The organism is Variovorax sp. GW821-FHT09A10 (genome assembly GCF_059418385.1).
Genome location: NZ_JBWKPT010000005.1, coordinates 41,153 through 57,137 on the forward strand (window position 1 = coordinate 41,153; position 15,985 = coordinate 57,137).

At 68.9% G+C, this 15,985-nt stretch carries 10 protein-coding genes; 8 read left to right on the forward strand and 2 right to left on the reverse strand.

All coding sequences use genetic code 11. The features are described from left to right. The first annotated feature begins 95 nt into the window (after nucleotides 1-95). Nucleotides 96-1,790, forward strand: a complete 1,695-nt coding sequence (locus AC07Q9_RS19850; RefSeq protein WP_495311492.1) for an MFS transporter — start codon at nucleotides 96-98, stop codon at nucleotides 1,788-1,790. Between the two features lie 131 nt (nucleotides 1,791-1,921). Then, nucleotides 1,922-2,110: a hypothetical protein gene (locus AC07Q9_RS19855; RefSeq protein ID WP_056577413.1), complete on the forward strand. Its 189-nt coding sequence runs from the start codon at nucleotides 1,922-1,924 to the stop codon at nucleotides 2,108-2,110. 16 nt (nucleotides 2,111-2,126) lie between these two features. Here AC07Q9_RS19855 and AC07Q9_RS19860 read toward each other — a convergent pair whose 3' ends face one another. Further along, on the reverse strand, nucleotides 2,127-3,257 hold the full coding sequence (locus AC07Q9_RS19860; protein ID WP_489062512.1) for an ABC transporter substrate-binding protein: 1,131 nt from the start codon (nucleotides 3,255-3,257) through the stop codon (nucleotides 2,127-2,129). Nucleotides 3,258-3,442: 185 nt separating this feature from the next. Between AC07Q9_RS19860 and uvrA the strand changes: the two genes are divergently transcribed. From uvrA to AC07Q9_RS19885, 5 genes are all read left to right on the forward strand, one after another. Continuing rightward, the gene (gene uvrA / locus AC07Q9_RS19865; RefSeq protein WP_495311493.1) at nucleotides 3,443-9,193 is read left to right on the forward strand and encodes an excinuclease ABC subunit UvrA; all 5,751 of its coding nucleotides are present in this window, start codon (nucleotides 3,443-3,445) and stop codon (nucleotides 9,191-9,193) included. Between the two features lie 117 nt (nucleotides 9,194-9,310). Beyond that, nucleotides 9,311-10,360 (forward strand): ornithine cyclodeaminase, encoded by a 1,050-nt coding sequence (gene ocd / locus AC07Q9_RS19870; protein ID WP_062477364.1) that lies wholly within the window; start codon nucleotides 9,311-9,313, stop codon nucleotides 10,358-10,360. Nucleotides 10,361-10,394: 34 nt separating this feature from the next. Further along, a complete protein-coding gene (locus tag AC07Q9_RS19875; protein ID WP_495311494.1) occupies nucleotides 10,395-11,441 on the forward strand; it encodes a histone deacetylase family protein in 1,047 nt (348 codons plus the stop codon). 105 nt (nucleotides 11,442-11,546) lie between these two features. After that, complete coding sequence (locus AC07Q9_RS19880) at nucleotides 11,547-12,515, forward strand: Bug family tripartite tricarboxylate transporter substrate binding protein (RefSeq protein WP_495311496.1); 969 nt, start codon at nucleotides 11,547-11,549, stop codon at nucleotides 12,513-12,515. 225 nt (nucleotides 12,516-12,740) lie between these two features. Further along, nucleotides 12,741-13,937 carry a porin gene (locus AC07Q9_RS19885; protein WP_492679886.1) on the forward strand — a complete coding sequence of 399 codons (1,197 nt, stop codon included), beginning with the start codon at nucleotides 12,741-12,743 and terminating at the stop codon, nucleotides 13,935-13,937. Nucleotides 13,938-14,067: 130 nt separating this feature from the next. On the opposite strand, the gene AC07Q9_RS19890 is transcribed toward AC07Q9_RS19885, so the two are convergent. After that, on the reverse strand, nucleotides 14,068-14,892 hold the full coding sequence (locus AC07Q9_RS19890; RefSeq protein WP_495311497.1) for an HAD-IIB family hydrolase: 825 nt from the start codon (nucleotides 14,890-14,892) through the stop codon (nucleotides 14,068-14,070). 96 nt (nucleotides 14,893-14,988) lie between these two features. On the opposite strand from AC07Q9_RS19890, the gene AC07Q9_RS19895 reads away from it, so the two are divergent. After that, a complete protein-coding gene (locus tag AC07Q9_RS19895) occupies nucleotides 14,989-15,984 on the forward strand; it encodes an ABC transporter ATP-binding protein (protein ID WP_159272795.1) in 996 nt (331 codons plus the stop codon). The last annotated feature ends 1 nt before the right edge of the window (nucleotide 15,985 follow it).

Consider the following 15,985-nt stretch of genomic DNA (forward strand, 5'->3'; position numbering starts at 1 on the left):
GCGAAAGCCTCGGGTCAGTCGCGCCTCCAAGAATGCCTCCACGGTCCCGAATGCCGGGCACCGATGGACGCATACATACACACCAGGAGACGACGATGGCAGCCACGCTAGATTCAAGGGGAGTGCCGCATCCGGCCCCCCGGCCCATGTCCGCGGAGGAGAAGAAGGTCATCTTCGCCTCCTCGCTAGGCACCGTGTTCGAGTGGTACGACTTCTATCTGTACGGTTCGCTCGCCGCGATCATCGCGAAGCAGTTCTTCAGCGGCCTGGATGCGGGCGCGGCCTTCATCTTCGCGCTGCTGGCGTTTGCCGCCGGCTTCCTGGTGCGTCCGTTCGGCGCCATCGTGTTCGGCCGCCTGGGCGACATGATCGGTCGCAAGTACACCTTCCTGGTGACCATCCTGATCATGGGCCTGTCGACCTTCATCGTCGGCCTGCTGCCCAGCTACGCGACCATCGGCGTCGCGGCGCCGGTGATCCTGATCGCGCTGCGCATGCTGCAGGGCCTGGCGCTCGGCGGCGAGTACGGCGGTGCCGCCACCTACGTGGCCGAGCACTCGCCGCACGGCAAGCGCGGTGCGTACACCTCGTGGATCCAGACCACGGCCACGCTCGGCCTGTTCCTGAGCCTGATCGTGATCCTGGGCGTGCGCACCTGGCTCGGTGAGCAGGCGTTCGGCGAGTGGGGCTGGCGCATTCCGTTCCTGGTCTCCATCCTGCTGCTGGGCATCTCGGTGTGGATCCGCCTGACGCTGTCGGAGTCGCCGGCCTTCCAGAAGATGAAGGCCGAGGGCAAGACCTCGAAGGCGCCGCTGGCCGAGTCGTTCGGCCAGTGGAAGAACCTGAAGATCGTGATCCTGGCGCTGATCGGCCTCACGGCCGGCCAGGCCGTGGTCTGGTACTCGGGCCAGTTCTATGCACTGTTCTTCCTGACGCAGCAGCTCAAGGTCGATGCGACCGCGGCCAACCTGATGATCGCCGCCGCGCTGCTGCTCGGTACACCCTTCTTCGTGATCTTCGGGACGCTGTCCGACAAGATCGGCCGCAAGCCGATCATCATGGCCGGCTGCCTGCTGGCCGTGGTCACCTACTTCCCGGTCTTCAAGATGCTGACCGAAGCCGCCAACCCCGACCTGGCCCGTGCACAAGCCACGGCCGGCGTCACCGTGACGGCCGACCCGAAGACCTGCTCGTTCCAGGGCAACCCGGTGGCCCGCGAGATCGACTTCAAGAGCTCGTGCGACATCGCCAAGCGCTACCTCGTGCAGAACTCGGTGAGCTATGAGAACGTGGCCGGCGCGCCGGGCTCTGCCGCCGTCGTGAAGATCGGCGACAAGACCGTGGAAGCGCCCACCGGCGTGGTTGCGAACTCCAAGTTCGACGAAGCCAGCGTCAAGGCCATTGCCGCCTTCAAGAAGGGCGTGGCCGAAGACCTGAAGATCGCGGGCTACCCGGCCAAGGCCGACCCCGCCAAGATCAACAAGGTGCTGACCATCGTGCTGCTGTTCTGGCTGGTGCTGCTGGTGACCATGGTTTATGGCCCGATCGCCGCGATGCTGGTCGAGATGTTCCCCACGCGCATCCGCTACACCTCGATGAGCCTGCCGTACCACATCGGCAACGGCTGGTTCGGCGGCCTGCTGCCGACCACCGCCTTCGCCATCGTGGCCTCGACCGGCAACATGTACAACGGCCTGTGGTACCCGATCATCATCGCGGGCGTCACGCTGGTGATCGGCACGCTGTTCATCCGCGAGACCAAGGACGTGGACATCTACGCCAACGACTGATCGGCGGCATCTGGAGGGGGCCGCGCGGCGGCTGCCCTCCGTTCAACAAAGAGGCTTCATGCCCCGCGGCATGAGGCCTTTTTCTTGAACCCTTCCTTGCCTCTTCCTCACCTTTTCAGGAGACAGTCCCCATGTGGAAAATCGTTGTCGGCTTCGTCATCTTCGCCGCCATTGCCCTGTATGTGATTTCGATGGGCGGCGACAAGATCGACATGTCCGGCGAGAAGCACGGCGGCGACACGACGCACGCCCCCGCACCGGCGGCCACGCCGGCGCCTGGCGCGTCGGCACCGGCCGCCGCGGCCTCCGCCGCGAAGTAACGCAACGGGGCGCGCGTCAGCGCTTGAAGCGGCCTTCGCTGATGATCGCGAGGTCCGCGAAGTCGATGCCGCTGTGGTCCTGCGGCGAGTAGCTCACCTCGAGCCCGCCGCCCAGGTCGTAGCCCTTGAGGCTTTCGAGCGCCGCGAGCACCTTGGCGCGCGTGGGCTTGGGGCCCGCGCGGCGCAAGGCCTCCACCAGCACCTTGGCCGAGGCGAAGCCTTCGAGCGCAGCCGGTGACAGCTCGGCCTGGCCCTTGGCGCGGGCCAGCGTCAGCGCCTCCTTCACCATCGGCTGGCCCATCGAGCGCTCGCTGGGGAACACCTGCGTCACGATCACGCCGCGGCTGGCGTCGCCCAGCTGCTTGATGAAGCCCGACGAGGCGTTGTTCGACAGCGTGACCACCTGCGCCGCCGAGCCCGCGGCGCGCAGCGCCTTGATGCCGTCGACCACCGCCACGCCCGAGCCGATCCACACCACCGCCTGCGCGTCGGCCTTCATGATGGCGGGCACGATGGTCTTGTAGTCGGGCTTCTCGCGGTCGGCCGGCACGGTGGCGATCGGCTGGGCCTTGCCCTTGGTGAAGCCGTTCATCGCGCCCTGCAGCGCGTCGGCGCCGAACGAATCGGTCACGTGGACCACGGCGATGCGCGTGAGGCCGATGGTCAGCAGGTGCTGCACCGCCTTCTCGGCCTCGCGCTGGTAGGTGGCGCGCACGTTGAACACGTGCTTTTGCAGCGGCTTGTGCAGCACCATCGCGCCGGTCGAGGGGCCGATCAGCGCCACCTCGTTCTTGTCCAGGTACGGGATGATGGCCTGCGAGTGCGGCGTGCCGCGGCTCATGAAGAGCGCGAGCACTTTCTTGTCTTCGATCAGCGCGCGCGCGTTATCGCCGGCGCGCTTGACGTCGAAGGCGTCGTCCATGCGGATCACCTCGATCTTCTCGCCGTGGATGCCGCCCTGGGCATTGGCCGCGTCGATCACCAGCTGCGCGCCGCCGATGGTCTCGTTCACGCTGGCGGCCACCGAGCCGGTCATGCCGGCGGTCTGGCCGATCACGATTTGGGCGGAGGCGCCCATCGCGCACAGCGCCAGCAGGGCGGCCACGCCGAGCGCGTGCCGTGAACCTGCCACTTTCTTCTTCGTCATGAAAGCCTTTCGGAGCCTTCGGGAGACTCGCTGAATAATTGTGAAAACAAATGTCGCATTTGTTTCATAAAGTGTCTTTGAATGCATCCAGACAAACCCCTGCGCGGGCGCCGCCCATGCGTCGGGGCGGGCCGGAGCGTCACGAAGCTCTCCCTAGAATGTTTGCCCCACCCCTCAAGGCATCCATGACACAGGGCTCCATCCGGATTCGCGGCGCGCGCCAGCACAACCTCCAGAACCTCGACCTCGACATCCGCACCGGCGAGATGACCGTGGTCACCGGGCCCAGCGGCTCGGGCAAGTCGAGCCTCGTGTTCGACACCCTCTACGCCGAAGGCCAGCGCCGCTACGTGGAGACCTTTTCCGCCTACGCGCGCCAGTTCCTGGACCGCATGGACAAGCCGGCCGTCGACAAGGTGGAGGGCGTGCCGCCCGCCATCGCCATCGACCAGACCAACCCGGTGCGCTCCTCGCGTTCCACGGTCGGCACGATGACCGAGCTGAACGACCACCTGAAGCTGCTCTACGCGCGCGCGGCCCAGCTGTTCGACCGCGAGACCGCGCTGCCGGTGCGCCACGACTCGCCCGACAGCATCTACGCACAGATCGCCGAGCGGGCGGCCGCCGCGGGCGATCCGCGCATCGTCATCACCTTCCCGGTCGAGCTGCCGGCCGGCACCACGGCGGACGAAGTGACGCAGTGGCTGTCCGCCAGCGGCTTCACGCGCGTGCAGGCCGAGCGCGAGGTGGCCACGCCCACCGGCCCGCGCAAGGTGCTCGACGTGGTGGCCGACCGCTTCCGCATCTCGAGCGCCGAGCGCGCGCGCGTGGTCGAGGCGATCGAGGTGGCGCTCAAGCGCGGCAGCGGGCGCGTCACCGTGCATGCGACCGGCGCCGAGGAAAACGCACCGACCGACGTGTGGAAGTTCTCGACCGGCCTGCATTGCCCCGAGAGCGACATCCGCTACACCGACCCCATCCCGTCGATGTTCTCGTTCAACTCGGCGGTGGGCGCCTGCGACACCTGCCGCGGCTTCGGCCGCGTGATCGGCGTCGACCTGGGGCTCGTGATCCCGAACGACAAGCTCACGCTGCGCGCCGGCGCCATCAAGACCATCCAGACGCCCGCGTGGAAAGAGGCGCAGGACGACCTCATGCGCCACGCCGAGGCCGCCGGCATTCCGCGCGACACGCCGTGGAACAAGCTCACCGAGGAGCAGAAGCACTGGGTGATCGAGGGCACGCCCAACTACAAGGAAGGCAACTGGAACAAGCAGTGGTACGGCGTGCGCCGCTTCTTCGGCTACCTGGAGAGCAAGGCCTACAAGATGCACATCCGCGTGCTCTTGTCGAAGTACCGCAGCTACACGCCATGCCCTGTGTGCAGCGGCGCGCGCCTGAAGCTCGACCCGCTGCTGTGGCGCATCGGCAGCAAGGACGACGCCGACGCGGTGCTGCCGCCTGAAAAGCGCTTCCTGCCCACCGGCGCGAAGTGGAGCCGCGCGCAGCTCGAGGCGCTGCCCGGCCTGTGCCTGCACGACCTGATGCTGCTGCCCATCGAGCGGCTGCGCAGGTTCTTCGACCGCGTGGAGCACCACGGCAACGGCAGCCCCGCCAGCGAAGGCGAGGCGCAGGCGCTGAAGCTGCTGTTCGAGGAGATCACCACGCGCCTGCGCTACCTGCACGACGTGGGCATCGGCTACCTCACGCTCGACCGCCAGAGCCGCACGCTCAGCGGCGGCGAGGTGCAGCGCATCAACCTCACGACGGCGCTGGGCACTTCGCTGGTGAACACGCTGTTCGTGCTCGACGAGCCCAGCATCGGCCTGCACCCGCGCGACATGAACCGCATCACCGAGGCCATGCTGCGCCTGCGCGATGCCGGCAACACGCTGGTGGTGGTGGAGCACGACCCGGCCGTGATGCTCGCAGCCGACCGCGTGATCGACATGGGCCCCGGCCCCGGCGTGCGCGGCGGGCAGATCGTGTTCGACGGCGGCACCGACCAGCTGCGCGACGCCGACACGCTCACCGGCCAGTACCTGGGCGGGCGCAAGAAGATCGGCATGGGCTTCAAGCGGCTCGTGAGCGAGAACACGCACCGGCTCATCCTCGAAGGCGTGCGCGAGCACAACCTGAAGAACATCACGGTCGACTTTCCGCTCGCGCGCCTCGTGTGCGTGACCGGCGTGAGCGGCTCGGGCAAGTCCACGCTCATCCAGGACGTGCTGGCGCCCGCGCTCATGCGCCACTTCGGCAAGGCCACCGAGACGCCGGGCGCGCACGACCGCATGCTCGGTGCCGATCACCTGGGCGACGTGGTCTTCGTCGACCAGTCGCCCATCGGCAAGACCGCGCGTTCCAACCCCGCGAGCTACGTGGGCGCGTGGGACGCCATCCGCGAAATCTTTGCCACCGCGGCACTGTCGCGCCAGCGCGGCTACACCGCGAGCAAGTTCAGCTTCAACTCCGGCGACGGGCGCTGCCCCACCTGCGGCGGCTCGGGCTTCGAGCACGTCGAGATGCAGTTCCTGTCGGACGTGTACCTGCGCTGCCCCGACTGCGACGGCAAGCGCTACCGCCCCGAGATCCTCGAAGTGAAGATCGAGCGCAAGGGCCGCGGCTACAACGTGGCCGACATCCTGGAGCTCACCGTGGCCGAGGCCGCGGCGCTGTTCGACACCGACCGCGACGTGCTGCGCGTGCTGCAACCCATCGTCGACGTGGGCCTGGACTACGTGAAGCTCGGCCAGCCCGTGCCCACGCTCTCGGGCGGCGAGGCGCAGCGCCTGAAGCTCGCGGGCTTCCTGGCCGAGGCCGTCAAGAGCGCGACCGCGAGCCGCCAGATGGTGGCGCGCAAGGGCACGCTGTTCCTGTTCGATGAGCCGACCACCGGCCTGCACTTCGACGACATCGCGCGGCTCATGCGCGCGCTGCGCAAGCTGCTCGATGCCGGCCATTCGCTGATCATCATCGAGCACAACCTGGACGTGATCCGCGCCAGCGACTGGCTGATCGACCTCGGCCCCGAAGGCGGCGAGGGCGGCGGCCAGGTGGTGGCCGAAGGCACGCCCGAGCAACTGCGCGAGAACCGCGCCTCGCTCACGGGCGCGGCGCTGGCCGACTACGAACTCGCCATCGGTCCCGGTGCCTACAAGGTGGCCGAGCGCGCCGCGCGCCGCTACATCGCCAACGCGAAGACGGCGCCGGGCAGCAACGCCATCGAGATCGTCAACGCGCGCGAGCACAACCTGAAGAACCTCAGCGTGGACATTCCGCGCGGCAAGTTCAGCGTGGTGACGGGCGTGAGCGGCTCGGGCAAGTCGACGCTGGCGTTCGACATCCTGTTCAACGAAGGCCAGCGCCGCTACCTCGAATCGCTCAACGCCTATGCGCGCAGCATCGTGCAGCCCGCGGGCCGGCCCGAGGTGGACGCGGTGTACGGCATTCCGCCCACGGTGGCCATCGAGCAGCGCCTGTCGCGCGGTGGCCGCAAGAGCACGGTGGGCACCACCACCGAGGTGTGGCACTTCCTGCGCCTGCTGTACGTGAAGCTGGGCATCCAGCACTGCGTGCACGACGGCGCGGCCGTGCAGCCCCAGACGCCCGACAGCATCGCCGCGCAGCTCATGCGCAACTTCAAGGGCCAGCACATCGGCCTGCTCGCGCCGCTGGTGAGCAACCGCAAGGGCGTGTACACCGAGCTGGCCGACTGGGCGCGTCCGCGCGGCTTCACGCACCTGCGCGTGGACGGCGACTTTTTGCCGACCACGGGCTTTCCGCGCATCGACCGCTTCAAGGAACACAGCATCGAACTGCCCGTGGCCAGCCTCGACGTGCTGCCCTCGCAGGAGAACGAGCTGCGCGCGGCGCTCACCAAGGCACTCGAGCACGGCAAGGGCGTGGTCCATGTGCTGAGCGAACTCGACGGCCTGCGCGCCGCCATGATGGCCGGCGTGTCCGCCGTGGGCATCGGCCGCGTGCAGGTGTTCTCCACGCTGCGCGCCTGCCCGGTGTGCAGCACCAGCTACGCCGAGCTCGATCCGCGCCTGTTCAGCTACAACAGCAAGCACGGCTGGTGCCCCGACTGCGTGGGCACGGGCGTGAAGCTCAGCAAGGACCAGCGCAAGGTCTTCGACGATTCGATCCGCGACGACGACAGCAAGGGCCGCGAACAGACCTTCGCCGAGCCCGAGGTGGAAGACCTCGCCGACGTGGCGTGCCCGACCTGCGAAGGCACGCGCCTGAACGCCACCGCGCGCGCCGTGGGCTTCGGCACCGCGGCCGACGGCTCGGGCGGCATCGGCATCACGCAGCTCGCGCGCATGAGCGTGACCGAGGTGCGCCAGTGGTTCGAAGGGCTGGTGCTCAACGGCCGCGAAGCCGAGATCGCACGCGACCTCGTGCCCGAGATCAAGAGCCGCCTCGAATTCCTCGAAGAAGTGGGCCTGGGCTACCTCACGCTCGACCGTGGCGCGCCCACGCTCTCGGGCGGCGAGGCGCAGCGCATCCGCCTGGCGGCGCAGCTGGGCAGCAACCTGCAGGGCGTGTGCTACGTGCTCGACGAGCCGACCATCGGCCTGCATGCGCGCGACAACCAGATCCTGCTGAACGCGCTGCACAAGCTCGGCGAGAAGGGCAACACGCTGGTGGTGGTGGAGCACGACGAAGACACCATCCGCCGCGCCGACCACATCATCGACATCGGCCCCAGCGCCGGCAAGCGCGGCGGCCGCCTCGTGGCCGAGGGCACGGTGGCCGACATCCAGAAGGCCGGCGATTCGCAGACCGGCCGCTACCTGCGCGACGCCATCAAGCACCCGCTGCAGGCGCGCCGCCTCATTCCCTCGCCCGATCCGAAGGCGGAAGACAGCGGCAACTGGCTCACCGTGCATGGCGCCGACCTGCACAACCTGCAGGACGTGACCGCCACGCTGCCGCTGCACCGCCTCGTGGTGGTCACCGGGGTCAGCGGCTCGGGCAAGTCGACGCTCGCGCGCGACGTGCTGCTGGCCAGCGTGCAGGGCATCGTGGTGCAGCGCATGACCAAGGCCGGCCGCGACGCCGATGCCGCGGGCAAGCGCCCGGCCTGGGTCGGCTGCCGCGGCGTCGACGGCTACGAGGTCATCGACCGCGTGCTCGAGGTCGACCAGACCCCCATCGGCAAGACGCCGCGCAGCTGCCCCGCCACCTACATCGGTTTCTGGGACACCATCCGCAAGCTCTTTGCCGACACGCTCGAAGCCAAGGCGCGCGGCTACGGCCCGGCGCGCTTCAGCTTCAACACCGGCGAAGGCCGCTGCCCGGGCTGCGACGGCGCGGGCGTGCGCACCATCGAGATGAGCTTCCTGCCCGACGTGAAGGTGCCCTGCGAGGTCTGCCACGGCGCGCGCTTCAACCCCGAGACGCTGGCCGTGAGCTGGCGCGGCAAGAGCATCGGCGACGTGCTGAAGATGGAGGTCGACGAGGCGGTCGAGTTCTTCGCCAGCATGCCCAACATCGCGCACCCGCTGCAGCTGCTGAAGGACGTGGGCCTGGGCTACCTCACGCTGGGGCAGCCGTCGCCCACGCTGTCGGGCGGCGAGGCGCAGCGCATCAAGCTGGTGACCGAACTGAGCAAGGTGCGCGACGACATCACCCGCCGCGGCCAGAAGGCGCCGCACACGCTGTACGTGCTCGACGAGCCGACCGTGGGCCTGCACATGGCCGACGTCGAGAAGCTGATCCACGTGCTGCACCGGCTGGTGAACGGCGGCCACAGCGTGGTGGTGATCGAGCACGACCTCGACCTGATCGCCGAAGCCGACTGGATTCTCGACCTCGGACCCGAGGGCGGCAACGCCGGCGGACGCATCGTGGCGGCGGCGCCGCCGGAGGAGGTGGTGCGATTGGGTACGCACACTGGCGTAGCTCTAAAGGCCGTGTTGGCACGTTGACGCGCACAGGCGCACAATGGCTTGAACCCTTGGCGCAGGCGCATCCTGAATCAGCCATGGTGGAGACCGTGTGAACGGATGAAGCGCCGTGCCGGGGGCTACGCAAGGAGCCGCGCCATGACCCGCTTCATCGATGTGCACAGCCTGGTTCGCCTGGTGGATGAGACCGGCGTCCCGGAATTTCTCGTCACGCTGGCCGACGCGCTGCGCGACGACTTCCTGCGCTGGCGCGAGTTCGACAAGAAGGCGCGCGTGGCCAGCCATTCGCACCTGGGCGTGATCGAGCTCATGCCCGTGGCCGACGACGGCGCCTATGCCTTCAAGTACGTCAACGGCCACCCGCACAACACGCAGGTCGGCCTGCCCACGGTCATGGCCTTCGGCGTGCTGGCCGAGGTCGACACGGGCTACCCCGTGCTGCTGTCCGAGCTCACGCTCACCACCGCGCTGCGCACGGCCGCCACCTCGGCCATGGCCGCCAAGGCGCTGGCGCGGCCCGACGCGCGCAGCCTGGCGCTCATCGGCAACGGCTCGCAGAGCGAATTCCAGGCGCTGGCCTTCCATGCGCTGCTGGGCATCGAGCAGGTGCGCGTGTTCGACATCGACCCGCGCGCGACCGACAAGCTGGTACGCCACCTCGCGGCCTGCACGCCGATGGAGATCGTGCGCGCCGACTCCACCGCCGAGGCGGTGCGCGGCGCCGACATCGTGACCACCATCACCGCCTACCAGGGCCACGCGACCGTGCTCACGCCCGACATGATCGAGCCCGGCATGCACATCAACGCCGTGGGCGGCGATTCGCCCGGCAAGACCGAGCTGCATCCCGACGTGCTGCGCGGCGCGCGCGTGTTCGTCGAGTACGAGCCGCAGACCCGCATCGAGGGCGAGATCCAGCAGCTGGCGCCCGATTTCCCGGTGCACGAGCTGTGGCGCGTGCTGCTGGGCGAAGTGCCGGGCCGCGAGCGGCCGGAGCAGGTGACGGTGTTCGACTCGGTCGGCTTCGCGCTGGAGGACTACACGGCGCTGCGCTGCATCCAGCAGCTGGCGCTGGAGCGCGGCGTGGGCCGGCAGATCGCGCTGGTGCCCGAGCTCGACGACCCGAAGGACCTGTTCGGCCTCACCGCCTCGGGGCGGCGCCGGGCGGTGCTGCGGCGTGCGGCATGATGGCAGGCCCTGTCGTCACGCCCTTCGCCGCTTCATGCTCACCATCTACAACGACCAGCACGCACTGCACCAAGGCAAAGTCGAAATGTTCCGGGGCGAGCTGGTGCCCTGCTTCGAGGTGCCCGCCCGCGTCGACCATGTGAGGCACGAACTCGAGCGCCGCAGCCTCGGCCCGCTGCAGGCGCCCGATGCGTTCGATGACGCGCTGCTGGCGAAGGTGCACGCACCGCGTTACCTCGACTTCATCGCCCATGCCTGGGACGAGTGGGTGGCGCTCGACGACGCCAACGCCGCGCGCGACGCGCTGCCTTCGTACTGGCCCACGCGCGGCATGCGCACCGATGTGTTGCCGAAGAGCTTTCCCGCGCGCCTGGGCCTCTTTGCGTTCGACGCCGGCACGCCGCTGATGGCCGGCAGCTGGGCCGCCGCGCGCCACGGCGCCGCCTGCGCGTGGACCGCGACGCAGCGCGTCGTCGCCGGCCAGCGCAGCGCCTTCGCGCTCACGCGCCCGCCGGGCCACCATGCGGGCGCCGACTTCTTCGGCGGCTACTGCTTCGTCAACAACGCCGCCGTCGCCGCGCAGGCGCTGCGCGATGCGGGCGTCGAACGCGTGGCCGTGCTCGATGTCGACTACCACCACGGCAACGGCACACAGGCCATCTTCTACGAACGCAGCGACGTGCACTTCGCCAGCCTGCACGGCGACCCGCTGACCGACTACCCGTATTACCTGGGCCATGCCGACGAGCGCGGCGCGGGCAAAGGCGAGGGCTTCAACCACAACCTGCCGCTGCCGCGCGGCACCGACTTCACGGCCTGGCGCGCGGCGCTCAAGACGGCGCTCGACGGCATCGCGAAGGTCAAGGCCGGCGCGCTCGTGGTCTCGCTCGGTGTCGACACCTTCGAGGGCGACCCGATCTCGGGCTTCAAGCTGAAGAGCGACGACTACCTGCGCATGGGTGCAGACCTTGCGCGCGCGGGCCTGCCCACCGTGTTCGTGTTCGAGGGCGGCTATGCGGTCGCCGAGGTGGGTGTGAACGCGGTCAACGTTCTCGAAGGCTTCGCGCAGGCCGCGGGCTGAGGGGCGAGTAGCCCCGGCGACAGCAGTCGGGTGAGCCCCGATTGCTGCACCGGACGGGGCAAGGCCCAATGCGCGGCTCGATCCACGCTTCAGGAGCCTTCCGTCATGTTTCGCCGTTCCCTTCTCCGTGCCGCCACGCTGGCCGCCTGCGGCCTCGCCGCGCCGCTGGCGGTGCTTGCACAGGCCTTTCCCGCGAAGCCCATCAAGCTCGTGATCGCCTTTCCCGCGGGCGGCCCGACCGACATCACCATGCGCCAGCTGGCCGACAACGCCAGCAAGATCCTGGGCCAGCCCGTGATCATCGACAACAAGCCCGGCGCCGGCGGCACGCTCCCCGCGCAGGCGCTGCAGACCGCGCAGCCCGACGGCTACACCGTCGCGCAGATTCCGCTGGGCGTGTTCCGCCTGGGCTACACCACCAAGATCAACTGGGACCCGCTCAAGGACATCAGCTACGTGCTGAACGTCACCGGCTATGCCTTCGGCATCGTCGTGCCGGCCGACAGCCCCTTCAAGACCTGGGCCGACTTCGTCGCCTACGCCAAGGCCAACCCCGGCAAGCTCACCTACGGCTCGACCGGCAACCTGACCAGCCCGCACCTCACGACCGAGATCGTGGCGCAGAAGGCCGGCATCCAGCTGCAGCACGTGCCCTACAAGGGCAGCGCCGACCTGATGCTGGCCGTGGTCAGCGGCCAGCTCATGGCGGCGGCCGACAGCACCGGCTTCGCGCCGCAGGTCGAGGCCGGCAAGCTGCGCGTGCTCAACACCTGGGGCGAGAAGCGCCTGGCCAAGTTCCCCGACGCGCCCACGCTGAAAGAGCTGGGCTACGACGTGGTGCAGAACTCGCCCTTCGGCATCGGCGCGCCCAAGGGCACCTCGCCCGAGGTCGTGAAGAAGCTGCACGACGCCTTCAAGCAGGCGATGGAAGAACCGAGCTACGTGGCCTCGCTCGGCCGCTACGACATGCTGCCCAACTACATGAGCTCGGCCACGTACACCAAGTTCGCGCAGGACACGGTGGTGCGTGAGAAGGTGATCATCGACAAGCTGGGGTTGGCCAAGGAGAAGTAAGAGCGCCGGCCAGAGGAGGGGGTGCGAGCGGGGCTACCCCGATCCGCGATCGATGTCCTGAACTCACCCCCTAAGCCCCTTCGTAATTTAGGTGTTAACCCTATGTAATCCCTTTGTCTTCCAGCGCAGGAAAACTCGGACCCAGTCTCGCGGCAACAAGGCCCGGACGTCCCAAAGTCGCGCCCGGTTTCGGCGCAGCGACATCCCCCTCCTGGAGTGACATAAATGAAAAAATCCCTGCTTGTTCTGGCTGCCATCGCAGCCTGCGGCGCCGCGTCGGCGCAATCGACCGTGACCCTGTTCGGCGTGGTCGATGCCGCCTACCGCAACGTAGCGAACAAGAGCGTTTCGACCACCCCCTTCGGTCCCGCCTACAGCGTGAAGGCCAGCCGCACCGAGCTGGCGAATTCGGGCCTGAGCTCGAGCCGCCTCGGCTTTCGCGGCGTGGAAGACCTGGGCGGCGGCCTGTCGGCCAGCTTCTGGCTCGAAGCCCCGATCACGAATGACGACGGCGCCACCGGCGTGTCGAACTTCACCCGCCGCTCGACCGTGAGCCTGGCAGGCAGCTTCGGCGAACTGCGCCTGGGCCGCGACAAGACCGCCACGGTGATGAACGAAGAACAGTTCGATCCGTTCGGCGACACCGGCATCGGCGGCTCGCTGATCATCGACGCCAACGAAGCCAGCGTGCCGGGCAGCGGCTACGGCAGCAACGGCACCTACAAGCGCGCCAGCAACATGGTGCAGTACTTCCTGCCGCGCCTGGGCGGCTTCTACGGCAACGTGGCCTACGGCCTGGCCGAGCAGACGCGCCTGTCGCCCGACACCGCCGCCAGCACCAACACCGGCCGTCACATCGGCGGTCGCCTGGGCTACACGACGGGCCCGTTCGACATCGCCGCCAGCTACGCGCAGAACGACACCAGCTTCACGACCGGCAGCGGCGCCGCCGCCGTGGCGCGCCCGGGCAAGGTCAAGACCTTCAACCTCGGCGCGACCTACGACTTCGGCGTGGCCAAGCTGTTCGGCGAAATCTCGCGTTCGAAGGACGAGCGCAACGCGCTGAACATCTTCACGCCCGGCCAGGACGTGGACCTCACCGGCTACCTGCTGGGCGTGACCGTGCCGGTCGGCCCGGGCGTGATCCGCGCGTCGTATTCGCAGGTCAAGTACGACTTCAACCGCGTGCCCGTGTTCGGCGTGAACAACGCCGATCCGAAGGCCAACAAGCTCGCGCTGGGCTACGTGCACAACCTGTCCAAGCGCACCGCGCTGTACGGCACGGTCGCGCGCGTCAGCAACAAGAACGGCGCAGGGCTCACGGTGGGTGCAGGCCCGTCGTACGCCACCACGTTCAACCGCACCGCGCTGCAGGCCAAGAGCTCGATGGGCTACGAGTTCGGCATCCGCCACACGTTCTGATGTCCTGAAGGGTCGCGCATTGCGCGACCCTCACCCCTGCAAGTTTCTCCAAGGGTCGTTCAACCGGTCCATTCGGCCCGCCCTGCGCGGGCCTTTTTTTCGTGCGCGACGCCCGCGCGGTGCGCTTGGGTCAGCGCGCCAACAGCACCGCCTGCGCGGCCTGCGCGAACCCCGCGCCGCGCTCGCCCTGCGTCACGTAGCGCGGCAGGTGCTCCAGCTGCGGCACGAAGCGCGCGACGTTCGCCACGCCGATGCTGTGCGCGAAGCTGCGGAACATCAGCTGGTCGTTGGTGGAGTCGCCCACATAGGCCCAGCGGTCCATCTCGTCGTCGAGCGTGCGGCCCCACAGCTCGCGCACGATCCAGCGCGCGCCCTCGAGCTTGTCGTTGTCGCCGTACCAGCCGTTGATGTGGATGCTGCTCACGGTGGCGTGCATGCCCTCGCCGCGCATCAGCGCGACGACGCGCGCGATGGTGTCGTCGTCGAGCGTCACGAACTCGCTGTGGTCGATGGCGATGTCGGTCTCGCGCCCCGGCGAGTCGGTGGCGCGGCCGGCGCCCGGAATCTCGCGCTCGATGCGCGCCAGCACGGCCTGCATGCGCGCGAAGTTGGCGGCGCGCGTGGCGGCGTCCTGCTGGTAGCGCTTCTCGACGCCGCCATCGGCCGCAGGGCGCAGCGCCACCGCGCCGTTCTCGGCCACGATGGCATCGACCGGCCAGCTGTTCACGAAAGGCAGGCTCCAGCCCACGGGCCGGCCGGTGATGGCGACCACCGCCAGGCCCGCGGCCTTCAGGTCGGCCAGCGCCTTCAAAGCATCTGGCGTGATCGCGCCGTCGGTGGTGAGCGTGTCGTCGATGTCGGTGAACACGCCGGTCAGCGCCGCGCGCGCGTCGGCGGGCCAGCGCGTGAGCGGCAACAGGTGGTGGGGCGAGGCGGGCAGGGGAGGCGAAGACATGGACAGGATTCTCGAAAGGGCCCGTGATCGTACCGGCTGCTTTCGTGTAGCATCCCGCCCCCGCCGGGCTTTCAGGCCGGCGCGGCCCCTTCCACCATGCCTCACATCCTCGTCGACAACCTGCGCAAGACCTACCGTGTGTCCGAGCGCGACCCCGGCCTGCGCGGCGCGTTGCGCGGCCTGCTGCAGCGCCGCCACCGCACGGTGGAGGCGCTGTCGGGCGTGTCGTTCGCGCTGGAGCGCGGCGAGCTGCTGGGTTTCATCGGGCCCAACGGCGCGGGCAAGTCGACCACCATCAAGATCCTCTCGGGCATCCTGCGGCCCGACGGCGGGCGCGTGGAAGTCGACGGCCGCGACCCCTTTGCCGACCGCGAGCGGCACGTGGCGCGCATCGGCGTGGTCTTCGGCCAGCGCACGCAGCTGTGGTGGGACCTGCCCGTGGGCGACGGCTTCGACCTGCTGCGCGACATCTACCGCGTCGACCCGCAACGCTACCGCCGCACGCGCGACGAGCTGGTCGCGCTGCTGCACCTGGAGCGCGTGCTCGACCAGCCGGTGCGCCAGCTCTCGCTGGGCCAGCGCATGCGCGCGGAGATCGCGGCGGCGCTGCTGCACGAGCCCGACATCCTGTTCCTCGACGAGCCGACCATCGGCCTCGATGCGCCTTCGAAGCTCGCCGTGCGCGACTTCGTGCGCCGCGCCAACCGCGAGCGCGGCACCACCGTGCTGCTGACCACGCACGACATGCACGACATCGAGGCCCTGGCCCAGCGCGTGATCGTGATCGGCCATGGCCGCGTGCTGGCCGACAGCCCCGTCGAGGCGCTGCGCGCGCAGGTGATGGCCGAGCGCCGGCTGGTGGTCGACTTTGCACAGGACGCCACGCTGCCTGCGCAGGTCGACGGCGCCACCGTGCATTCGCGCGACGGCCAGACGCTGGTGCTCGACTTCGACCCCAAGCAGACCCCCGCGCCCGCGCTCATCGCGCGCATCGCCGGCGCGCACGCCGTGGAAGACATCCGCCTCGAAGGCCTCGCGATCGAAGCCGTGATCGCGCGCTTCTACGCCATGCACGGAGCGGCCGAGGCGTGAG